The following is a 21061-nucleotide window of genomic DNA, read 5'->3' on the forward strand; positions in this document are numbered from 1 at the left end:
TAAAAGAAAAAGTTCTTGCAATTTTGTAATTGGAAAAGAACAAAATATATGCAAGAACCCAAGCAGTGGAATGCTTTAGGAACAAATATAGCTGAATTAAAAGCAAAAGTCAAAAATAGCCGAACAGAGCTTAGACAACTCAGACAGCGACTGAAAGAATTAGAGGCGAGTCGGGATTTGTGGAAGCGTAAATATAAGACCTTACAATCCTCAGAATTGCGTTCTGTCAAGCAAAATTCAGGTCGGATTACTAAAGCTCAAGGATATCAGTACAGTGTTCAGACTATTCAAATGAGTGTATACTTATACTTGGTTTTAGGCTGTGGCTATAGAGGAATTGTAAAGATTTTGCTATACATTCAGTTAGAATTCGGTGTTTTAGGCGTCTTACCCAGTAAAAGTATCATTGCTGTATGGGTGCAGAAATTAGGCTACTATAAATATACTCATCCAGTCTGTGAGCTTGGTAAGTCCTATGGTTTAATCATTGATGAGTGTATGGTAATCGGTCAGCAAAGGTTAGTACTTATCTTGGGAGTAGCTGCCCAAAAAGAGCAGCCAACTGCTTTAAACTATGAACAGGTCAGTGTTTTGTCTATCGCAGTGCGATCATCCTGGAAAGCGGAAGATATTAGGGCAGAGATTGAAAAAGTGACAGAAAAAATGGGTAGTAAACCTGTCTATATTATCAGTGATGGCAATAGTAATTTACGCAAGGGTATTGGTGATAGTGGTTGTATCAGGATTGCAGACGTCTCTCATCAAATAGCCTTGATAGTAGAGAAACACTATCGTAACCATGGTAAGTTTATCAGTTGGCAGCAAGCCATCGCACAGGCTAAATTTCAAGGAATCATGAGAGAGGTGGCCTACTTGCTTCCACCTAAACAAAGAGTGATTGCTCGGTTCATGAATTTAGAGCCCAGTATTGTCTGGTCAAAGAAGATTATTACTTGTTTTGAAACCTTTTCAGCCAAAGAACAAGACTTTTTTAGACCTATCAAACAGCATCAGGGCTTAATTGAAGAGCTTCAAGCAGTTTTTCAAATGAGTCAACAGGTAATAGATTTACTGAAAATCAAAGGGTTATCTTATGAAAATATTGAGCAATGTAAGGATGTGCTTAAAAAACATCACCTGAGAGTGGATGGAAAAATAATCACAGCTATTGAAGAGTATTTACAGACAGAAAAGTTAAAATTACCTAATGCAGACACTGTTTGGAATTGCTGTTCAAACTGTTTGGAGTCTTTGTTTGCTAAATTCAAGCAAAAACTACCTGCCAATCCATTGCATGGCATTACCAAGCAAGTATTGGCACTACCACTTAGAACAAACAAAGGACTTAAGTTCGACATAAAGACAGCCTTAGAAGAGGTTTCTATGGCAGATTTAGACCAATGGGGTAAGGCAGTACTCGCTGATAAGCAAGTTCTTAGAAGGAAAAATACATTAAGAATATGAAAGAACTTTTTTACAGATTGGACAACCTACCCATAGGGACGATATATCGGTAGTTATAATAAGTTTATCGAATATTGGTATCCCGTAGGGATAATATATTCTAATTTCATTCAATGGACTATTGTTATGAAAACCCAAAAGTTATTATCATATATAAAGAGAATTTTTTCTCCTATTAAGCATTCTCGGATGTCATTAGAGACCTATTATGCAAAAATTGACCAATCAGAAGAAGATTTAAAACAGGGGAGAGTAAAATCTTTTGAAGAGATAAAACGAAGGTTTTCTGGTTGAAAACATGTCGTTTAGTATTGTTTAATTGGATACTATCATGAATTTCTCTAAAAATACACTCAAAGAATACGACTTACGCCATACCGGCTGTCGTGAAGATATATTGCAGTCATTTCAGACTTATACGCATGCACTTTCGCACGGAGACCTGGAAAATCTTTTTGGCGAACGTTTCGATAGAGTAACAATTTATCGTACGCTGAAAACTTTTGTCGATAAGGGAATTATTCATAAAGTACTGGACGATGAAGGAGGCACTAAATATGCTCTCTGTCGGTCAACAGAATGTACCCACGATGAACACCATCATGACCATGTGCATTTTAAATGTCTGGTTTGTGGAAATACCACCTGTATTGAGAGTGTGCATATTCCGAAACTCAATTTACCCGAAGGTTATAAGCTAACCGATATTAATATGTTGATGCAGGGTACCTGCCCTAACTGCAAAGCATAAAACACCTTTTTTAATTACCTGTTATTGTGAGTTTTTCTCGCCTATTATAGCCATCCATGTCTTATAAAACCAAGTTGATTATAGCACTCGGGCTTGTGTATGTGGTCTGGGGTTCTACTTTTTTAGGTATGAAGTACGCCATTGAGGTGCTTCCACCTATGATGGTTTCCTGCTTACGTTTCCTGACAGGAGGGCTTCTGCTTTTTGTTTTTACACTCTGGAAAGGGTATGGCATACCCAACATGGCTCAGATAAAAGGAGCTGTGCTTGTAGGGATTATGTTAAGCGGAATTGGGAATTGTACCGTAGCTTTTGCCTTGCGTTTTATGCCATCGGGGTTGGTTGCCTTGTTGGTAGCTACCCTCCCAGCCTGGATGATTATGCTTGACTTCTGGTTTTTCAGTAAAACAAAACCTACACTTATTGGTCTCATTGGATTAGTTGTAGGCTTGTTTGGCATGGTTTATCTATTAGACCTTACTAATCCGGCACATGCTGATGCCCGTGAAGTAGCTATTTTCCCAGCCTTATTAGTTTTTGCGGGTTCAGTTGCCTGGGCTTATGGTTCACTGAAATCGCCTTATCTGACATTGCCCAAACCTATACAATCTACTGCCATACAAATGATTGCCGGAGGGCTTTTTTCTTTAACCATGAGCCTCTTATTTGAAGATAATCATATAAAGGCTATTAAAAACATGACATTGGAAACCTATATGGCTGTTATTTATCTGATTGTGATAGGCTCTTATGTGGGCTATAGTGCCTATCTATGGCTGATAAATAATGCCCCACCGCAACTCACCGCTACTTATGCCTACGTTAATCCGGTAGTGGCATTCTTTTTAGGCTGGATTTTCAAGGGTGAGTTATTGACTACCCGTTCACTGATTGCCTCGGCTATTGTATTGATTGGTGTAATATTGATGACCATAGGCCGTAGGAAAACAGCCTCGATTGAGTAATTATGTATGCGAAAATCGCCCGCACGATTTTTCAAATTGTCTGTTTACAAAATATAGATTTTCAGCGTCATTTCGTATATTTTTATATTATTTTGCCACAATGTACACAAAATGCACAAAGTAGCTCAATAGTGTAACATAGTGCATCTTGTGTACATTGTGGCAAAAAGTTTAGAAAACGTTCGCATACGCATTTTACGCCGTAAACTTATCCAATTGCTTTATTAATACATCAAAATCTTTCGGATAAGGGGCTTCTATCTTTACCGCTTCCCCATTTAATAATTTAAAAGTAAGTGAATGTGCATGTAGGGCTACTCTTTTAATGAGCGGTAATTCCTCTGTTCCTTTTTTCAGATTAAACTTTTTGCTTTTTAGCTGAGATAAAAGAATATCGTCTCCGCCATAGGTCGGGTCGCAAACAATGGGTGCTTTCAGGCATTGCAAGTGTACCCGAATCTGGTGCATACGCCCTGTAATAGGAATACACTCTACTAAGGTATGATACCGATAGGCTTTTAATGTAAAGAAGATAGTCTCGGCTAATTTACCTTTCTCTCGGTCAATTCTTACGGCTGTACCATCTTTTAACTGAGCAATTGGTAGGAAAACCGATACACTATCGAAATCATGCACGCCATTTACTACGGCATGATAACGTTTGGTTACTTCACGGCTTTCAAACTGCATGGCAAGATGCCGGTAAGCAGCCGGATTTTTGGCAATAGCCAATACTCCCGAAGTTTCTTTATCCAGACGGTGGCATAGCTGTGCATCATCTGAATACCCTTTGGCTAAACGCAGAATACTCTGGTGTTTGTCTTGTGTGCGTTCATCAAGACTTGCTAAAAAAGGTGGTTTATTAATTACTATATAATCGTTGTTTTCAAAAATGATTAAATCTTCGAAAACAACGTTTTTGGGTGTTGTCTTTATCTTGGTTGTCTCCTGAAATTCCTGAAACTCAAACTCGTAATCCATATTGCTGATGGGTATAATGAAATATTATGCAAATTTAGGTTTTAAATTTTAAAAACAGGTAAATCAAAGATTTAGTGCAATACTTGATAAAGCTCCGCTTCTTTCATATTTTTTTTAAGGCTATTAATTTAATATCTTTGCATAGATTACTATTCTCTCATTCTGCTGTTATGGAATCCGACACAAGACAACTAAACACCAAAAAGAAGAAAAATAGTAAGAACTATAATGCCCTATGTCATGAAACTGAAGCCACTATTTACTTTTATAGGTATTTTTATTGCCCTTATTAATAACAATGCCTATACTCAAAGTCCTGTTGTTATTAGTTCACAAACTAAAGCCCCGGTGCAGGCAACTACGCATTTAGAGATTTTCAGAGACCCCACCGCCAGCATACCTTTTGAAGAGATACATAAACAGAATTTTAAGCCTTTAGGCAGAGACTATCTTCTTTTACCTTATACAAATGATGCACATTGGGTCAGGCTGAAAATTGAGAATACCAATGCTACCAATAAAGACTGGGTACTGCAATGGCTCAACCCTCTGGCTGAAAGGCTTGATTTTTATATTTCAGATAGCACCCAACAGCAATTTACGCACACAGAATATCAATTAATAACCCGAAAGGAAAAAAAACTTTTAGAGTTTGAGCCCGCCTTTCCGTTTGAATTAGCACCTCATACCTCAAAAATTATTTATATAAAAGTCTTATCGCATCGTGGCACATATGCTACCATCAGTATTCATTCACCTGAATCATTAACCAAAAAAACACTCAATGCTTATACAGAACAAAGTTTTACTAACGGTCTTTTGGTTTTCCGTTTTCTGCTGGTAATCATATTAGCCATTTTTATCATCAAATTGCCCATTTTCCGCATCTATTCCTTACATACTGTTTTCAAAACACTGGTTTACTGGGGTTTAATGAATGTCACAGGCCCGCTTTTTACTGCGAATCCTGATATAGCAAAAAAATAGATTTTCTTTCTTATAACTCTATTACCATTACCTCCGGTCTGCTTGTACTGATAGCTTTTGCCACAGACAGACTTCCGAAATGGCATAAGCTACTTACCTATTTTTTCGTGTTAGCCACTGTTGTGGTTGATATTATGGGAGTAATCAATTATCAATGGTACTGGCTTAAAGCCGGGTTATATTTAATTGTCTTTTCGTCGTTCTATTTCCTTGCTATATACATTTATAGCCTTGTTAAAAAACTACCTACCAAGCATTATTATTCTATTCCTTTTATCTTAGGAATGATTAGTTATTTACTCATTTGTCTGCGCTTGTTAGGTTGGCTTGAATATAAGCCTTTATTCCGCTTATCGTCTTTGTTGTTTATGGTCGAAAACTTTGTGTTTATTTTCTTCTTAGGGCAAATATTCAGAAGTGCCGAAAGGGATAAAATTCTTGCCGAACAACAATTAGGCTTTAATCTGGAACAGAATGCGCGCCTGAAAGAATTAGATAACCTGAAAACCACATTCTTTGCCAATATCTCGCACGAATTACGTACGCCGCTTACCTTAATATCAGGGCCTATTAAGGAGTTAATGCAGAAATACCCTGCCGAGGTATTGTTGCCGCTGATGCACCGAAATACCCAGAGGCTACTTACACTTATCAATCAGTTATTAGACATCAGCAAGTTAGAAGCCGGACAAATGCAAGTGGAAATGAGTAAGCAGAATATCAGCCAATACTTTCAGACACTTACCAGTTCGTTCACTTCATTAGCCGAAAGCCAGAAAATCAGCTTCGAAACTTCAGTAGGTACACAGGAAATCCGGGGTTATATCGATAAAGATAAGTTAGATAAAATCATTACAAATCTGCTTTCAAATGCGTTTAAATTTACTTCTAAAAAGGGTAAGGTTATGGCTACACTTGAAAGCCCTTCGGCCAAAACTATAATTATTACGATAAGCGATACAGGCGTAGGTATCAGAAAAGATAAATTAGATAAGATTTTTGACCGTTTTTATCAGGTAGATAGTTCTCAGAACCGGAAATTTGAGGGAACAGGCATTGGTTTAGCTTTGGTAAAAGAACTGGTAGGTGTATTGAAAGGGACTATACATGTAGAAAGTGAAGAAAATGCTGGAACAACTTTCAGGGTACGGATTCCTGTGGATAAAGCAACCTGGAACAATGCGATAGTAGCCGAAGAATCAGAAACTGTTCCCTATACTGAAAACCTTACTGAAAGTCTTACAGTGAATGGTCATACAAAACCGATTGCTGACCACCTGAATGGCGAGCAGGAAAATATACTTTTAATAGTAGATGACAATGATGATATAAGAGCCTATATTAAGAGCATTTTTGAAAGTGATTATCAGGTTGTTGAAGCTGTTAATGGTAAAGAGGGTATCATTAAGGCTACTGAAAAAATACCAAACCTCATTATCAGTGATTTAATGATGCCTGAAATGGATGGTTTTGAGTTTTGTAAAGTATTGAAATCGGACGAGAAAACAAGCCATATTCCGATTATTATGCTGACAGCCAAAGCTAATGTAGAAAGCAGAGTAGAAGGGTTGGAATTAGGTGCTGACGATTACCTGATTAAGCCTTTTCATAAAGAAGAGCTATTGGTGAGGGTAAGAAACCTGATTTCAATACGTGAAAATTTAAAGAAAAAATACGGAAAAGAAATCGTTGAGTTGAAACCCGATGAAATCAAGGTTAATTCTATTGATGAAACTTTTCTTCTGAAAGCTAAAGCCGTGGTTGAGAAAAATCTTTCAGACAGCCAGTTTGACCTGACACGTTTTGCCGATGAAATGGCTATGAGCACAGTACAGCTACGTCGTAAAATTAAGGCTTTGACGAATCAGACATCTGTAGAATTTATTCGTAGATACCGCCTGCAAAGAGCCGCAAGTCTGCTTAAACAAAAAGCCGGAAATGTCTCTGATATTGCCTATCAGGTAGGTTTTGAGAGCCTCCCTTATTTTACCAAAGTATTTCAGGAAGAATTTGAGATAACCCCATCAGAATATGCTAATAGATAATAACCACCCATAAAAACTGATAATTTTTCTTCATGTTCAAAATGAGTTAAAGAATGTCATTTTTGCGCTAACGTGGCTTAGGTTAGTAAGGTTACTTTTGAGTATTAATTCCAATTTAATACCATCGAAAGTCTAAACATGAAGAAAAATTTACTCCTATTGCTATTGGGATTTTTCTGCACCCAATACTCATTTGGTCAAACCAAAACCTGGGCAGGTACTACTACTGATTGGCATACAGCCGCTAACTGGAGCCCTACTGGGGTTCCATCTGCCGCTAATGATGTAGTTATTAACACAGGAGCTATAAACCCTATAATAAGTAGTAATGTATCGGCCAAGAGTATCAACATTTCTGTAGCAGGAGCGTCTCTCACAGTTAATAGCGGAGCAATACTTACAGTCAGCAATGCAGGGACAGCCTTACAAATCAATAATGGAGGTCTTACTAATAACGGAACTGTCTTAATAACTAATACTAACCCTACCGAGGTTTCTCAGGAAGCCGCCGTCCTCTTAACCTTTAGTGCCATTATTACCAATACAGGCACAATTACCGTGAATGGGGGGGCAAATTATGGTATCAGAATGGCCGGTTCAACGATTAATAATCAGAGTGGAGGCGTAATTACTTCTAATGGAAAAGAACTGATTCGCTTTGGGGATTCCAACGCTATATTAAATAATAATGCCGGAGCAACCTTGAACGGTACCAGTCCTGCAACTGCCATTACACTCATTCCTGGAAAATTAAACAATAATGGCCTTATCGATATTACCGGGAGTTTAGAGTTATATAATTCTAATAGCAGATTAAGAAATCTCGGTTGTGGAATTATCAAGATGGTCGGCGATTATTATACGCAATCTGGTGCAACTACTGAAAATGACGGACTTCTACAGATAGATGGCTCGTTAAATAATTTCGGTTCAACTTCTAATGATGGTGTGATACGTGCCAATGCTTATCCGACACTTACTAATCATAACCTGCTGATTAATAATAACGCTGCTAATAATGCTATTTTTACTCCTTTTACGAATTCATATTTATCGGCCGTACAGGGAATTTTTCTCAATGCAGCGGCTACCGTTTCAGCAGGTACATACACTTCAAATAATAATACCTTTACTCCGGGTAATTTCTCCGGTGGTACTTATACCTTATATGCTAAAATCAGCTATGATGGCTGTACTTTTATAGTTCCTTTTAGTTATATAAGAGCCCCTACCCGCAGATATGTAAAAACAGCAGCAGCAGGTAGTGGAGATGGTTCTTCATGGGCTAATGCCTCAGGCGATATTCAGGCTATGATTAACGCATCCTCTACAAATGATAGTGTATGGGTAGCATCAGGGGTTTATATACCTTTATATGATGGCACAGGGAACGCTAATCCAGCTAATGTAAGGCATAAGATTTTTTATATGAAATCGGGTGTTAAGCTATTTGGCGGCTTTGCCGGAACAGAAACTTCATTTAGCCAACGTGATTTTAAAACTAACAGAACCGTTTTTTCGGGAGATGCCGATAACAATGACACCAATACCGATGGGAATTTTATTTCTGAAAGTTATACCGATATACAAGGTAATAATTCATACCATGTTCTGGGTGTCATTAGTTGTGATAAACTTACCAGAATAGATGGCATTACCTTTACAGCAGGAAAAAGCGGCACAACAGGAGATCCTTCGCAAACAGTTGGTTCCGGCTCGCTTTCAACAGTTTTTGGGCCTGCTATAAGTATAGCGGGTGCATTTCCTACAGTTGCCAATTGTGTATTTATTGGTAATGACGGTTATTATGGAACCACCTATCATAACAACGTAAACGGAACCGATACTGTAAGAATTAACAACAGCTATTATCTAAACAACAGAGCTCAATTTGGTGGAGGTATGTTTATTCATAGAGGACATACTTTGATAGATAACGTAGTACTCGTTAATAATGCTGTTTTCCGCTCTAATGCTTACCGTAATGGTGGAGCCATTGCTATTTCTTCTAATATGCAGGTTGGGAAAATTGTTAAGTTCACCAATATGACCATAGTAAACAATAGCCCATCTTCAACAAAAGCTATTGAAATAGATGGTGATGCTGACATAAGTATTATTAATAGTATAATATGGAATGAAACGGCTGTTGCAGGCGGTAATGTAAACAGAGTATCAGGAGCGGGGGGATCACTCACGAGTAGTTATTCCCTCTTACAAAACTCAGGGGCAGGTAGCTCATGGAATGGCGGTTATGGTACTGATGGAGGCAATAACTATGACGGAGACCCACTATTTACTAATTTATCAGACATTAATGGTGCAGATAATAAATTCTTTACTACTGATGATGGTTTAACCTTAACAGGTTGCTCGCCCGGGGTTAATACAGGTACCAATACCAATGTTTTTGCTACTGATATTACCCACTCGCCACGCCCTTATAATAGCGGCATAGCCGATATAGGGGCTTATGAACGTCAGGCAGCGGCAACGCTTACCACTATTCCGACCAATGTTTCTGTCAATAAAACGGTGATTTGCCCTGGGAACACCCTCACACTTTCTGCGCAGTGTAGTGCCGGAACAATCACCTGGTATAATCAGGCTACAGGAGGCACGGCCATAGGTACTGGCAATAACCTGAACCAATCACCAACCGTTAATACAGTTTATTATAGTGCCTGTGAAGTGGGTAATTGTAAAAGTGAACGGGTAGCTACTGCTGAAATAATCATTTCAATGGTCTCTGCTAACATCAACCTTACCGCTTCTATATCAGGCACAGCCATTTACGCTTCTTCTAATACTATTACGGCCACCAATAAAGTGTTAGGTACTGCTAATGCACAATACCTTGCTAATAATAGTATTTCATTGAATGCAGGTTTTGAAACCAGTTCAGGAGCGGTATTTACAGCCAGAGCAACACCTGTTACTGCCTGTAATTAAGTACTTTAGATGATTAACAAAGCCCAACTGTTTTAATATAGTCGGGCTTTGTTATCTTGATTGAGTCTGTAAATTTCCTGTTTGTATTTTAGCATACATTATACCCATTTATTCTTCTGAGCCAGTTGCACCGCCTCCAGTTTAGAATGCACATGAAGCTTCTGATAGATATTTTCGGTGTGTTTACGGGTAGTTTTGGCTGAAATAAATAACTGGTCGGCAATTTGGGTATAGCTTAAACCACTGGCTATTTTTTCCAAGATTTCGACCTCTCGCTTTGAAAGATTAAATGATTCAGGTGAAGGATAAGATTCAGTTATTGCTTGGCTCATAAACTGGCTACGTAGTATCTCAAGTGTTTTGGCAGCTATAATCGGCGACATAGGTGCTCCGCCATCCATCAATTCTTCTATACTTTTCAGAATTCTGGTGGGTTTTTCGTCTTTCAATAAATAACCTGATGCACCCGCTTGTATGGCTTCAAAAATCTTATCATCACGGTCAAGCACCGTCAGCATCATTATTTTCTGTGAGGGATTCCTTCTTTTTATCTCACGGGTAGCCTCTATCCCATCCATCACAGGCATTTCAATATCCATCAGAATAACGTCAGGGTTATGTCTGAAGAGTTTCTCTAAGGCATCTGCCCCGTTTACTGCCGTAAAATCAATCCTCAACTCTTCAAAAACTGAGAGATTATGACTGATATTACTCAATAAAACAGGGTTATCGTCTACAAGACCGAGGCTGATAGTGCTCATATATAAGCGAATAATATTTTTACAAATTACTATCTTATTTATCATTCATTCAATACGGCAATTGCCGTATAAACAGGGATTTCTATACAGATAGTAGTACCGCTTTCCGGGGTGGACTTAATCATAAACTCGCCTTTAATCTCTTGTATCCGGTTGCGCATATTACGCATTCCATAAGATTCAGTATTATAGGCTACTTCTGCTATTCCTACGCCATTATCCTCAATAGTGATGCTGATTTTATCGTCGGTCTGTTCACAACTAATACTAAGTTTTGTAGCTTGCGCATGTTTCAGTACGTTCTGAATAGCCTCCTGAAGTACTCTGAAAAGATTAATGGCCTGCATAGAACTAATAGTAATAGCAGAGTTGCACAAAGAAAAATGAATAGCTACCTCTAATCTGTCTTCTATGGCTTTCAGTACATAATTACGTAATCGTTTATCAAAACTATCCAGACTTATTTTAGACTGGTGGGTCGCCCAAATAGTATCCCGCAGATTCTGCACCGCTTCACGTACATTTTCATTGATTTTTTCGAGTTTCTGCGGCTCTAATTTTTGTTTATGAGCCAGATAAGTAGCAGCATCAAGGCTGGTGGCAACAATGGTGAGTTGCGAACCAACACTATCGTGAAGGTCTCGACTGATGCGTTCTTTTTCGTACTGTAAGGTCAGTTTATTTTCAAGTGCCAGACGAGACTGTCTTTCTTTTTCTTCACGTAAAGCCTTATAACGGATACTCAAACCAAATAAAAGTACAACAATATCAAAAACCACACAAGCTACTTGTACCTTCTGGTCGAGCAGCCAGCTATGCTCAATAAATTCAAAGGTACGGAAGTAAGAAAAAACCCCGAATATGAAAAAAGGTGTAATGCCAATGAGGTAGTTTTTAGCCAGTGAAGGGTTAATTTTTTTGACATAACTATATACTACAAAGTAAAAAATAAGCATGATTGCTATAAGAAAACAACAAATCATGGTTATTAACAGAAAGTAAGGAGGCGAGCCTGTTGTTTCTTCAAAATAGATAACTATAGCTTTCTGAAAAACCATAGAAAACAGCGACCCAAGGGCTACCCGCCAGAGCATTAGATTGAGCCGATTCAACTGATGTCCACCTAATACATAATTTCTGACAAAAAACATCAGAGAAATCAGAGAACACCAGAGCATCCAGTTTCTGAGTTCCAATGCTGAAATGAATCCGAAACCTTGTTGGTATGCCGAAAGAAAGAAACCTACACCCGTTAGTGTAAAACCTAACAAAAATAATATATAACCCGCATAATACAGATATACCCAATCTTTACTCGTAAAAAAGATAGCCGTTGCAAACAAAAAAACAATGGCTACAATACCCGTAAAGAAGCTGTAATAACCAGTATCGAAAATGCGGTCAGAGAAAAAATCCTCTTCATTTTTCACACTTACTTCTCCTTTTATCAACATTCGTTTTTTATAAAATCGGGTATATACGGTAGTATCGCTATGGGGTTTCAGTAAGATGGGAAGAATAAAATTCCGATGCGGATACAGTCTTTCAGACAAAGGGTTTTGCCAGGCCAATTTTTGTATGAGCGAAAAGTCTTGTCTATAGAAAGAAACGGAGTCGAGCCATGCAAAGGCAATTTCAAAAAAGTATTTTTCGTAGTGAGCGCTATTATTCTTGATAGATACCCTTAACCAATGGTAGGCACTATCCTGCCCCAAATTAATAAGGTTATCCGGAAGTGTCTGAAATGTTTTATCGGCAATAACATTAACAGATAACTGCTTACCGTCATCTTTAAAATAATCAATCTTTTGCTGAGCACTAACGCTAAAAGAACAAACGACAACACACAGAATCACATAGAGTAGCGATGGCTTCATGTAGGGCTATTTATAGGTTAAAATAGGGCAATTGCCTTATTGAATGGGTTCAGAAAAGGTAAGAATTTTGAGAGAAATTTAAACATAGTTATACACTTATGAAAAAAAATATTTATTCTCTCTTCACACTACTATTAACCGTACTGCTATTTAATGCCTGCAAAGGGCCGGCGGGCGACCCCGGACCTGCAGGACCCCAAGGGGCGAAAGGCGATATCGGAGCCAAAGGTGATCCGGGTACAGTTAGTATCATCTCAACGGGCTGGATTACTGTTTCTGAAGAGCTTTTTAAAGCAAGCTATGTTCCAGAAGATTTAATTACAAACATAAAATTTACTGGCCCTGATATTGATAAAATATCTCAGAAAGTTTTAGACGACGGAATTATTCTGGTTTATAACCGATTACCCACCAGTAAAAATGTCATTAACGCTATTCCTTATACATTAGACCTCAATTTTTATGAACCGGGTCTGCAATTAAGTTACTTTTTTGAAGCCAGACCTAAAGAAGTCAATTGTTATATTCAATTTTCTAAAGCCGTTAATGATATTAGCGATTATGTGGGTACTGAAGAATTTCGTGTGGTTATTATTCCGGGTCCAAGCGGGCTTCGCCTGAAAAACATTGATTTAAGAGACTATAATGCCGTGAAAAAAGCTTTTAATCTTGAAGATTAAAAATGCTCTCGCCTAATTGCTGTAGAAATTTCAATCGGGGGTAAGTAGATAGTTAATGCTGTGCTACTTTGCCCCCTTCTTTGTTGGGTATTAACTCACCTGCTACTGGTAATTTGAATGTAAATCGGGTCCCTTTGTCAATTTTGCTGGTAACGCTTATTTTAGAATGATGGGCATTTAAGATATGTTTTACAATAGCCAATCCTAAACCAGTACCACCTGTTTCACGAGAGCGACTTTTATCAATCCGATAGAAACGCTCAAAAATACGGGAAAGGTGTTCAGGTGAGATACCAGGCCCATCGTCTTCTATGGATACCTGAAAATATTTTTTCTCCTCTTCAATCTCAACTATTATTTTTCCGTTTTCCTTTCCGTATTTAATGGCATTATCTACGAGATTGGTTATCACCTGCGAAATCCGTTGTTTGTCGGCTGTTACCCAGGCTGCCTGTAGTTCTTTAGGCTTAATTTTCAGCGTTACACCTCTGGTTTTGGCTTTCGACTCTAATTGTTCAAAAATCTCTTCGGTAATATGTCTCAGGTCTGTCGTCTCAAAGTGCATTTTTAAATCCCCTTTTTCTACCTGAGAGAGCGTAACAAGGTCTCTTACGAGGGCATCTAATCCATCAAGGCTTTTGGCGGCTTTATTTAAAAATCGCTCAAGAATTACAGGGTCTTCCATAGCTCCGTCAAGCAAGGTATGAATAAAGCCCTGTGCAGCAAAAATGGGAGTTTTTAATTCGTGCGATACGTCAGCCAGAAATTCACGTCTGAAAACCTCCATCTTTTTCAGTTCATCAATTTCCTGTTGCTTTCGGGCCACGTAAGTCGAAATTTCTGAATTCAGTTTTTTAATAGGGTTTACACTCCTGATTAAGGTTTTACGAGAAATATCAAAATCACGGATTTTTAGTTTCTGAATGGTTTTATAAATCTGCTCTACTTCCCGGAACACCAGTATATCGATGGTATAAAAGACAAAAAAGAAAGAAGCAAAAAAGGAAGACACACCTACCACAAACAACATAGCAGCACTCACATTAGGTACAAAGCTTAAGAATACAATAGAAACAGTCGTAATTAATACGGCAAGAAAAAAGGCAATAATTCGGGGGCTGAACGACATTCTGAGTGAATGGTTAATAATAAAATAACTATCTCTGCTGCAAGAACAGTTCTACAAATTTAAAGATAATTATTTCTTAGTACAGATTTATTACTCATCTGTAAACATATATCCTACACCTTTCAGGGTTTTGATATAGTTCTCGCCTACTTTTTCACGTACTTTACGTATATGCACATCAATGGTACGCTCTACAACGAAAATATCAACCCCCCAGATTTTCTGAAGAATTTCGTCACGACTGAATACTTTGTTAGGATACTGGGCTAAGAAGAAAAGTAATTCAAATTCCTTTTTGGGTAGTACAATGGTTGACCCATCCTGCTTGGTTACTGTATAATTCTGGCGATTGATATTCAATCCTGCTACTTCAAGTGCATCGCTCGTATCTGATTTTTGCGCTTCACGACGGAAAAAAGCATTAATACGGCTCATTAAAGCACGGGGCTTGATAGGTTTGGTCAGATAATCATCTGCGCCTACTTCAAAAGCGGCTATTTCAGAGTATTCTTCAGAACGTGCTGTGAGATACAGAATGTAGATACTTTTCATTTCGGGCATAGAACGCAGCGTTCGCCCTACTTCGATACCATCCATGTGTGGCATCATTATATCAAGAATAACTAAATCAGGCAGAAATTCACGGGCAACTTCAATAGCTTTTTTTCCATCAGAGGCAGTAGCGACTTTATACCCCTCTTTTTCAAGGTTGTAGCTTAACAACTCCACAATATCAGCTTCATCGTCAACTACTAAAACACGGTGAGCAGAACTCATAAAGGCGTTTTTCAATTAGTGTACTGCAAAGTTATGGTTAAAAAATCGTTAGGTGTGTTAAGTCAATGTTAAATCTTATCAAAAGGCAGTATAAAACACAAATCAATAGCATTTTTACCAAAAAATGCCGTAGTCTGCCTTCACGAAAAGCTATGCGTAACCTGTTTATAATCAGTCGGTTCTCTACCTTATGCGCTTTTTCTACACTTTGCAAGATTTTTAGAAAATAGTTTAGGTTTTTTTTGCGTAACAAATCAAAAACCCCTACTTTTGCAGTCCGATTTTCAAAAGGTGTGTAAATACTTCTTGAAGCGGCAGAAATCAGTCTTAGTCTTGATACCTATTCACACGGTGTCGCTTCCCCTGGCAAAAGGCGAAATTTCTGAACCAAAATCAACGGAAATGATTGATACTGAGGCGGGAATGTGAGCCCCTATTCAAGACTCAAATCAAATCTTTTTGTAAAATTCCTTAAAATCTGAAAGACAATGGCGAAAGACATCGCAGGATATGTGAAACTTCAGGTAAAAGGCGGTCAAGCCAACCCTTCACCACCAATTGGTCCGGCATTGGGTTCTAAAGGTTTGAACATCATGGAATTTTGTAAACAATTCAACGCTCGTACTCAGGATAAAGTGGGTATGATTTTGCCAGTAGTAATTACTTACTATACTGACAAATCGTTTGAATTTGCCATCAAAACTCCACCCGCTGCTATCATGCTGTTAGAAGCAACAAAAATCAAAACAGGTTCAGACCAACCCAATCGTAAGAAAGTTGGTTCGGTAACTTGGGATCAGGTAAAAACTATTGCCGAAACCAAAATGCCAGACTTGAATTGCTTTACTGTTGAGTCAGCAATGAAGATGATTGCCGGTACTGCCAAAAACATGGGTATTACCATCTCAGGCAACGCACCGTTTTAAAAACAACGAATGATTGTTACTCATTCATTATTATTCATGGGAGTTATGCCCGGCATAACGCTATAACCAAACAAAGCAAATGGCAAAATTGACCAAAAAAAGAAAGGAAGCAATGTCGAAGTATGACGCTTCAAAAGCTTATTCTCTAAAAGATGCGGCTGATGTTTTGAAGCAGATTTCATACACTAAATTCGACTCTTCGGTAGATGTTCACGTTCGTTTGGGCGTTGACCCTCGTAAGGCTGACCAGATGGTACGTGGTGTGGTTGCATTACCACACGGAACCGGTAAAACTGTTCGTGTTTTAGTATTGTGTACTCCTGACAAAGAAGCTGATGCAAAAGCTGCTGGCGCTGATTATGTGGGGTTGGACGAATACATCCAAAAAATCGAACAAGGTTGGACTGACATCGACGTAATCATCACGATGCCAACTGTAATGGCTAAACTTGGTAAGTTAGGTAAAATCCTCGGACCTCGCGGGTTGATGCCAAACCCTAAGTCTGGTACTGTAACGCTCGACGTAGCAACAGCAGTAAAAGAAGTGAAAGCTGGTAAAATTGACTTTAAAGTTGACAAAACCGGTATCATTCACGCTTCCATCGGTAAGGTTTCTTTCTCACCTGAGAAATTAGCAGAGAATGCTACAGAATTGATTCAAACTTTGTTGAAATTGAAACCATCTTCTGCTAAAGGTACGTATGTGAAAAGCATATCACTGGCAAGCACTATGGGACCTGGTATTCAAATCGACAGAACAACCATTAATGGATTGTAATCATGACAAAAGAAGAAAAAGGAGCAATAATTGAAGAGTTGGCTGAGAAATTTGCAGCTACCCCTTACTTCTATATTACCGATGCGGGCGGACTAAGCGTTGCTAAAACCAATGAATTGCGTCGTTTGTGTTTCGAGCGTGGTATAGAGTATCGTGTAGTGAAAAATACACTAATCAGCAAGGCTCTTGAAAGATTAGATACCGATTATTCGTCATTTGACGGAACTGTTCTTAAAGGATTTTCAGGTGTAATGTTCCACGATGAGTCGGGCAAAGTAGCTGCAAAATTAATTAAGGATTTCCTGAAAGCTAACAAAAACAGCATCACGCTAAAAGGTGCTTCTGTTGATTCTGCTTTATTCATCGGCCACGACCAACTGGAAACGTTGCTGACTTTGAAATCAAAGCAGGAATTGATTGGCGAAGTTATCGGTTTGTTGCAATCACCTGCCAAAAATGTTATTTCTGGCTTGCAAAGCGGTGGCAACAAATTGGCTGGTATTCTCAAGACTTTGTCGGAGAAAGAAGCAGCTTAATTCGTTTACAAATCTTAACCTTTACTGGTTAATTGAAGTAAACACCCATCAGTTTTATAACTGATATTACAATTAAAATTATTTATCAAAAACAAGTATTAACTTTTAAATTCTATACAAAAATGGCAGATTTGAAAGCATTTGCAGAGCAATTAGTAAATTTGACTGTAAAAGAAGTAAACGAATTAGCACAAATATTGAAAGACGAGTATGGCATCGAGCCTGCGGCTGCAGCACCTGTAGTAATGCAAGGTGGTGGCGGCGGTGGCGAAGCTGCTGAAGCTCCGGTAGAAAAAACATCTTTCGACGTAATCTTGAAAGCTGCTGGTCCTAACAAACTTCAAGTTGTGAAGTTAGTAAAAGACCTTACTGGTCTTGGCTTGAAAGAAGCTAAAGATTTAGTTGATACAGCTCCGAAACCAATCAAAGAAGGTGTTGCCAAAGATGAAGCTGAAGGTTTGAAAAAATCTTTAGAAGAAGCTGGTGCAGAAGTAGAAGTAAAATAATTTTACCGATACCCTCTCAGAACAAAGCCCGAAAGCAACCTTTCGGGCTTTTGTTTTAAACGCCCCCGGCCCCTAAAGGGGTGCTTCTACACACTTTACATTTTTCATTTCTCGGTGTTACATTTTTCTATTAAAAAACTTATTCCTTGTTTCTGCCTTTTCTTATTCTAACTGTGAGATAGAAGCGACCGTCGCTCGGCTCGCGCCACAATTTTTTCCTTTCTCCATTCTGCTTGTTCCTTTCTGCCCCACAAAAAACCTTTCTGCCAAAAGCAACATTTCAAATATTATTTTGTACTTTTCTGACCGATTTGTATAGACAAGTGTATGACAAAATAAACCTGTTTCAAACAACTATTTACCTATGAAAAACTCAAATCAAAAGCAAAACAAATCTTCACGGCGTAATTTTATTAAAAGCGCAACCCTGGCATCGGCAGGTTTCATGATTGTTCCTCGCCATGTCTTAGGTAAAGGCTTTGTAGCTCCGAGCGATAAACTGAACATAGCGGCCGTGGGTTGTGGTGGCAAAGCCAATGTAAATATCCCTTTGGCTTATAATAATGGTTCTGACAATATTGTGGCACTTTGTGATGTAGACGATAGAGAATCAAATAAATTCCGTAAACAATTCCCCAAAGCGCCTTATTTTAAAGATTACCGCCAGATGTTGGAAAAAGAAGCCAAAAACATTGATGCAGTAATTGTTACTACACCAGACCACATGCACTATCCGATAGCAATGTCTGCCATGCAGTTGAATAAACATGTGTATTTAGAAAAACCATTAACACATGATATATGGGAAGCCCGCCAATTGACAGAAGCGGCAAAAAAATATAAATTAGTTACCCAGATGGGTAATCAGGGAAGTAGTGGAAAAGGTACCCGTATTACCGAAACTATTATTCAGAATGGGATGATTGGCGATGTACATACGGTAGAAGTATGGACCAACCGCCCGGTATGGCCGCAAGGTGTACAATCGCCTAAGGATAAAGGCATGAACCAACCGATTCCACCTGAAGTTAACTGGGATTTGTGGTTAGGAACTGCTCCCATGCGTGACTACCATGAAGCCTATATGCCATTCCGCTGGCGTGGATACTGGGATTTTGGTACAGGTGCTTTAGGCGATATGGGTTGTCACTTTATTGATGTACCATTCCGTGCCTTGAAATTGGGTTACCCTACTTCGGTAGAGTGTTCGGTAGGACAGGTATATGCCGATTTCTTTAAAGAAGCTCATTTTGATGATGTTTGTCCGCCATCATCGGCTATACACCTGAAATTCCCGAATCCAAAGGGTAAACAATTCAAAGAATTAAGCCTGAACTGGTATGATGGGGGTATTCGTCCACAATTGCCTGATGGTTGTGATTACGATAAAGTATTTGCTGATATTGATGGTGGGGTATTGTTTATAGGAACAAAAGGTATTTTAGCAACCGAACTTTTTGGCGATAACCCTAAGTTTTTCCCTGAGTCTAAATTCCTGAATGTGAAAATGCCTGCCCCAAAACGCCCATTAGTAGAAGGCGATACCGAAGGACATCAACAACAATGGGTAAAAGCCTGTAAAGCAGGGCCCGGTACTTACACCAGTTCATCTTTTGACCAATCTGGCCCCCTAACTGAAACGGTATTGATGGGTAACTTAGCCGTTCGCTCATTTCTACTCCGTGATTCAAAAAATAACTTTATTGGCCGTAAGAAACTTTTATGGGACGGCCCTAATATGAAAATCACTAATTTTGACGAGGCCAATGCTTTCGTAAAACGAGAGTATCGTGCTGGAGGGTGGATATAAGTACTATTCAAAAAAATCAGAAGGGCTTCATTACGAAGCCTTTTTTGTTATTTTAATGTTCATAATAAAAACACTATGCAAATTCTTTTCTTGGGGAAAAAAGAGGTACATGGCACGAATTTTTATGCCAACAATTCATAGTGTTCCCTATTTACGAACTCCAATAAAATATATCATGAATAGACTAACAAAGCTTTTGAATGTACTTATATTGGTTTTACCAATGGCCTGTACCAACCCTGCTAATACTTATTCCACCATAGATTCTACCGCAATTCCAAAAGACTCTACGGCAGAGAATTTTAAGATTGAGGATAAAGGCGTAAATATTGCCTATGATGACAGTAAAAAAGGAGATACAACGCTGGTATTTATTCATGGATGGGGTATTAATAAAACATATTGGAAAAATCAGGATACGGCTTTCAGCAAACATTTCAGGGTAGTAGCTATAGATTTACCCGGATTCGGAGAGTCGGGCAAAAACAGAAAAAGCTGGAAAGTGGAAGATTATGCCAATGATGTGTCGGCTGTATTGAATGGTCTGGATTTAAAAAATGTTATTCTTATAGGCCACTCCATGAGTGGGGCTATTGCCTTAGAAGCTGCTTTGAATAACCAACCCCGTGTAATTGGCTTGGTAGGTATTGATAATTTTAATACCTATGGTGCCAAAGAAACGCCACAAACACAAAAAGAAATAGAACAGTTTTTTAAAGCAGCCAGAACTGATTATAAGAAAACTGTTTCGGCCTATGTAACTCAGGCTTTATTTGCCCCCTCTACACCAAAATCAATCCGCAAAAGAGTGACAGATGATATTGCCAACGCTGACTCCACCATTGCGCTTGATTGTATGGAACAAAGTTTCAGCTATCCAACCGATGCAAAACTGAAAACTTTAAAAATGCCTTTGTATCTGATTAATAGTTCTGCCAATCCAACTGATACTTTGGCATTCAGAAGAAATGGCATTGCCTATCGTTTTTTTAATGTAGGCAAAACAGGACATTATCCGATGCTTGAAAAACCTGAGAAATTTAATGCGCTTTTGGAGCAAGTGATTGAGGATATAAAAACAACGAAAAAACAGATACTAAAGATATGAGAAGAGGGAGCATTTGTTTCCTCTTCTC

18 protein-coding genes are annotated in these 21061 nt (G+C 38.5%); 13 read left to right on the forward strand and 5 right to left on the reverse strand.

The features are described from left to right. Window positions 1-48 precede the first annotated feature (48 nt). The 3 genes from EWM59_RS25175 (at window position 49) to EWM59_RS25185 (ending at window position 3180) form a co-directional block, all read left to right on the forward strand. The gene (locus EWM59_RS25175; RefSeq protein WP_130024000.1) at window positions 49-1464 is read left to right on the forward strand and encodes a hypothetical protein; all 1416 of its coding nucleotides are present in this window, start codon (window positions 49-51) and stop codon (window positions 1462-1464) included. Window positions 1465-1795: 331 nt separating this feature from the next. Then, window positions 1796-2215, forward strand: a complete 420-nt coding sequence (locus tag EWM59_RS25180) for a Fur family transcriptional regulator (protein WP_130024001.1) — start codon at window positions 1796-1798, stop codon at window positions 2213-2215. Window positions 2216-2271: 56 nt separating this feature from the next. Further along, the gene (locus EWM59_RS25185; protein WP_130024002.1) at window positions 2272-3180 is read left to right on the forward strand and encodes an EamA family transporter; all 909 of its coding nucleotides are present in this window, start codon (window positions 2272-2274) and stop codon (window positions 3178-3180) included. Between the two features lie 195 nt (window positions 3181-3375). Here EWM59_RS25185 and EWM59_RS25190 read toward each other — a convergent pair whose 3' ends face one another. Then, on the reverse strand, window positions 3376-4161 hold the full coding sequence (locus tag EWM59_RS25190; RefSeq protein WP_130024003.1) for an RluA family pseudouridine synthase: 786 nt from the start codon (window positions 4159-4161) through the stop codon (window positions 3376-3378). A gap of 240 nt (window positions 4162-4401) precedes the next feature. Between EWM59_RS25190 and EWM59_RS25195 the strand changes: the two genes are divergently transcribed. The 3 genes from EWM59_RS25195 to EWM59_RS25205 all read left to right on the forward strand — a co-directional run bounded on the left by EWM59_RS25195 (window position 4402) and on the right by EWM59_RS25205 (window position 10145). Continuing rightward, the gene (locus EWM59_RS25195; RefSeq protein ID WP_165372296.1) at window positions 4402-5148 is read left to right on the forward strand and encodes a 7TMR-DISMED2 domain-containing protein; all 747 of its coding nucleotides are present in this window, start codon (window positions 4402-4404) and stop codon (window positions 5146-5148) included. Window positions 5149-5255: 107 nt separating this feature from the next. Continuing rightward, a complete protein-coding gene (locus tag EWM59_RS25200; RefSeq protein ID WP_130024005.1) occupies window positions 5256-7193 on the forward strand; it encodes a hybrid sensor histidine kinase/response regulator transcription factor in 1938 nt (645 codons plus the stop codon). 138 nt (window positions 7194-7331) lie between these two features. Then, complete coding sequence (locus EWM59_RS25205) at window positions 7332-10145, forward strand: beta strand repeat-containing protein (protein WP_130024006.1); 2814 nt, start codon at window positions 7332-7334, stop codon at window positions 10143-10145. Window positions 10146-10243: 98 nt separating this feature from the next. Here EWM59_RS25205 and EWM59_RS25210 read toward each other — a convergent pair whose 3' ends face one another. Further along, the gene (locus EWM59_RS25210) at window positions 10244-10906 is read right to left on the reverse strand and encodes a response regulator (protein ID WP_130024007.1); all 663 of its coding nucleotides are present in this window, start codon (window positions 10904-10906) and stop codon (window positions 10244-10246) included. 41 nt (window positions 10907-10947) lie between these two features. After that, the gene (locus tag EWM59_RS25215) at window positions 10948-12783 is read right to left on the reverse strand and encodes a sensor histidine kinase (protein WP_130024008.1); all 1836 of its coding nucleotides are present in this window, start codon (window positions 12781-12783) and stop codon (window positions 10948-10950) included. A gap of 98 nt (window positions 12784-12881) precedes the next feature. On the opposite strand from EWM59_RS25215, the gene EWM59_RS25220 reads away from it, so the two are divergent. Beyond that, window positions 12882-13463: a collagen-like triple helix repeat-containing protein gene (locus EWM59_RS25220; protein WP_130024009.1), complete on the forward strand. Its 582-nt coding sequence runs from the start codon at window positions 12882-12884 to the stop codon at window positions 13461-13463. 52 nt (window positions 13464-13515) lie between these two features. Here EWM59_RS25220 and EWM59_RS25225 read toward each other — a convergent pair whose 3' ends face one another. Next, window positions 13516-14592 carry a sensor histidine kinase gene (locus EWM59_RS25225; RefSeq protein WP_130024010.1) on the reverse strand — a complete coding sequence of 359 codons (1077 nt, stop codon included), beginning with the start codon at window positions 14590-14592 and terminating at the stop codon, window positions 13516-13518. Window positions 14593-14682: 90 nt separating this feature from the next. Further along, a complete protein-coding gene (locus EWM59_RS25230; RefSeq protein WP_130024011.1) occupies window positions 14683-15369 on the reverse strand; it encodes a response regulator transcription factor in 687 nt (228 codons plus the stop codon). Between the two features lie 488 nt (window positions 15370-15857). Between EWM59_RS25230 and rplK the strand changes: the two genes are divergently transcribed. The 6 genes from rplK to EWM59_RS25260 all read left to right on the forward strand — a co-directional run bounded on the left by rplK (window position 15858) and on the right by EWM59_RS25260 (window position 21033). After that, entirely contained in the window at window positions 15858-16295 is a 438-nt protein-coding gene (rplK, locus tag EWM59_RS25235; RefSeq protein WP_130024012.1) for a 50S ribosomal protein L11, read from the forward strand. 79 nt (window positions 16296-16374) lie between these two features. Next, the gene (rplA, locus tag EWM59_RS25240; protein WP_130024013.1) at window positions 16375-17073 is read left to right on the forward strand and encodes a 50S ribosomal protein L1; all 699 of its coding nucleotides are present in this window, start codon (window positions 16375-16377) and stop codon (window positions 17071-17073) included. Between the two features lie 2 nt (window positions 17074-17075). Beyond that, window positions 17076-17609, forward strand: a complete 534-nt coding sequence (rplJ, locus tag EWM59_RS25245; RefSeq protein WP_130024014.1) for a 50S ribosomal protein L10 — start codon at window positions 17076-17078, stop codon at window positions 17607-17609. Window positions 17610-17731: 122 nt separating this feature from the next. Continuing rightward, on the forward strand, window positions 17732-18115 hold the full coding sequence (gene rplL / locus EWM59_RS25250) for a 50S ribosomal protein L7/L12 (RefSeq protein WP_130024015.1): 384 nt from the start codon (window positions 17732-17734) through the stop codon (window positions 18113-18115). Between the two features lie 364 nt (window positions 18116-18479). Beyond that, a complete protein-coding gene (locus EWM59_RS25255; RefSeq protein WP_130024016.1) occupies window positions 18480-19925 on the forward strand; it encodes a Gfo/Idh/MocA family protein in 1446 nt (481 codons plus the stop codon). A 175-nt stretch (window positions 19926-20100) separates the two neighbouring features. Beyond that, window positions 20101-21033, forward strand: a complete 933-nt coding sequence (locus EWM59_RS25260) for an alpha/beta fold hydrolase (protein ID WP_165372297.1) — start codon at window positions 20101-20103, stop codon at window positions 21031-21033. Window positions 21034-21061: the final 28 nt, after the last annotated feature.

It is taken from the genome of Emticicia agri, from assembly GCF_004168285.1.
Taxonomy (GTDB): Bacteria; Bacteroidota; Bacteroidia; order Cytophagales; family Spirosomataceae; genus Emticicia; species Emticicia agri.

What these genes read in the sequence shown, in the direction of transcription:
- EWM59_RS25175 (WP_130024000.1), top strand. Translation starts at nt 49, where the DNA reads ATGCAAGAACCCAAGCAGTGGAATGCTTTAGGAACAAATATAGCTGAA.
- EWM59_RS25180 (WP_130024001.1), top strand. Translation starts at nt 1,796, where the DNA reads ATGAATTTCTCTAAAAATACACTCAAAGAATACGACTTACGCCATACC.
- EWM59_RS25185 (WP_130024002.1), top strand. Translation starts at nt 2,272, where the DNA reads ATGTCTTATAAAACCAAGTTGATTATAGCACTCGGGCTTGTGTATGTG.
- EWM59_RS25190 (WP_130024003.1), bottom strand. Translation starts at nt 4,161, where the DNA reads ATGGATTACGAGTTTGAGTTTCAGGAATTTCAGGAGACAACCAAGATA.
- EWM59_RS25195 (WP_165372296.1), top strand. Translation starts at nt 4,402, where the DNA reads ATGAAACTGAAGCCACTATTTACTTTTATAGGTATTTTTATTGCCCTT.
- EWM59_RS25205 (WP_130024006.1), top strand. Translation starts at nt 7,332, where the DNA reads ATGAAGAAAAATTTACTCCTATTGCTATTGGGATTTTTCTGCACCCAA.
- EWM59_RS25210 (WP_130024007.1), bottom strand. Translation starts at nt 10,906, where the DNA reads ATGAGCACTATCAGCCTCGGTCTTGTAGACGATAACCCTGTTTTATTG.
- EWM59_RS25215 (WP_130024008.1), bottom strand. Translation starts at nt 12,783, where the DNA reads ATGAAGCCATCGCTACTCTATGTGATTCTGTGTGTTGTCGTTTGTTCT.
- EWM59_RS25220 (WP_130024009.1), top strand. Translation starts at nt 12,882, where the DNA reads ATGAAAAAAAATATTTATTCTCTCTTCACACTACTATTAACCGTACTG.
- EWM59_RS25225 (WP_130024010.1), bottom strand. Translation starts at nt 14,592, where the DNA reads ATGTCGTTCAGCCCCCGAATTATTGCCTTTTTTCTTGCCGTATTAATT.
- EWM59_RS25230 (WP_130024011.1), bottom strand. Translation starts at nt 15,369, where the DNA reads ATGAGTTCTGCTCACCGTGTTTTAGTAGTTGACGATGAAGCTGATATT.
- rplK (WP_130024012.1), top strand. Translation starts at nt 15,858, where the DNA reads ATGGCGAAAGACATCGCAGGATATGTGAAACTTCAGGTAAAAGGCGGT.
- rplA (WP_130024013.1), top strand. Translation starts at nt 16,375, where the DNA reads ATGGCAAAATTGACCAAAAAAAGAAAGGAAGCAATGTCGAAGTATGAC.
- rplJ (WP_130024014.1), top strand. Translation starts at nt 17,076, where the DNA reads ATGACAAAAGAAGAAAAAGGAGCAATAATTGAAGAGTTGGCTGAGAAA.
- rplL (WP_130024015.1), top strand. Translation starts at nt 17,732, where the DNA reads ATGGCAGATTTGAAAGCATTTGCAGAGCAATTAGTAAATTTGACTGTA.
- EWM59_RS25255 (WP_130024016.1), top strand. Translation starts at nt 18,480, where the DNA reads ATGAAAAACTCAAATCAAAAGCAAAACAAATCTTCACGGCGTAATTTT.
- EWM59_RS25260 (WP_165372297.1), top strand. Translation starts at nt 20,101, where the DNA reads ATGAATAGACTAACAAAGCTTTTGAATGTACTTATATTGGTTTTACCA.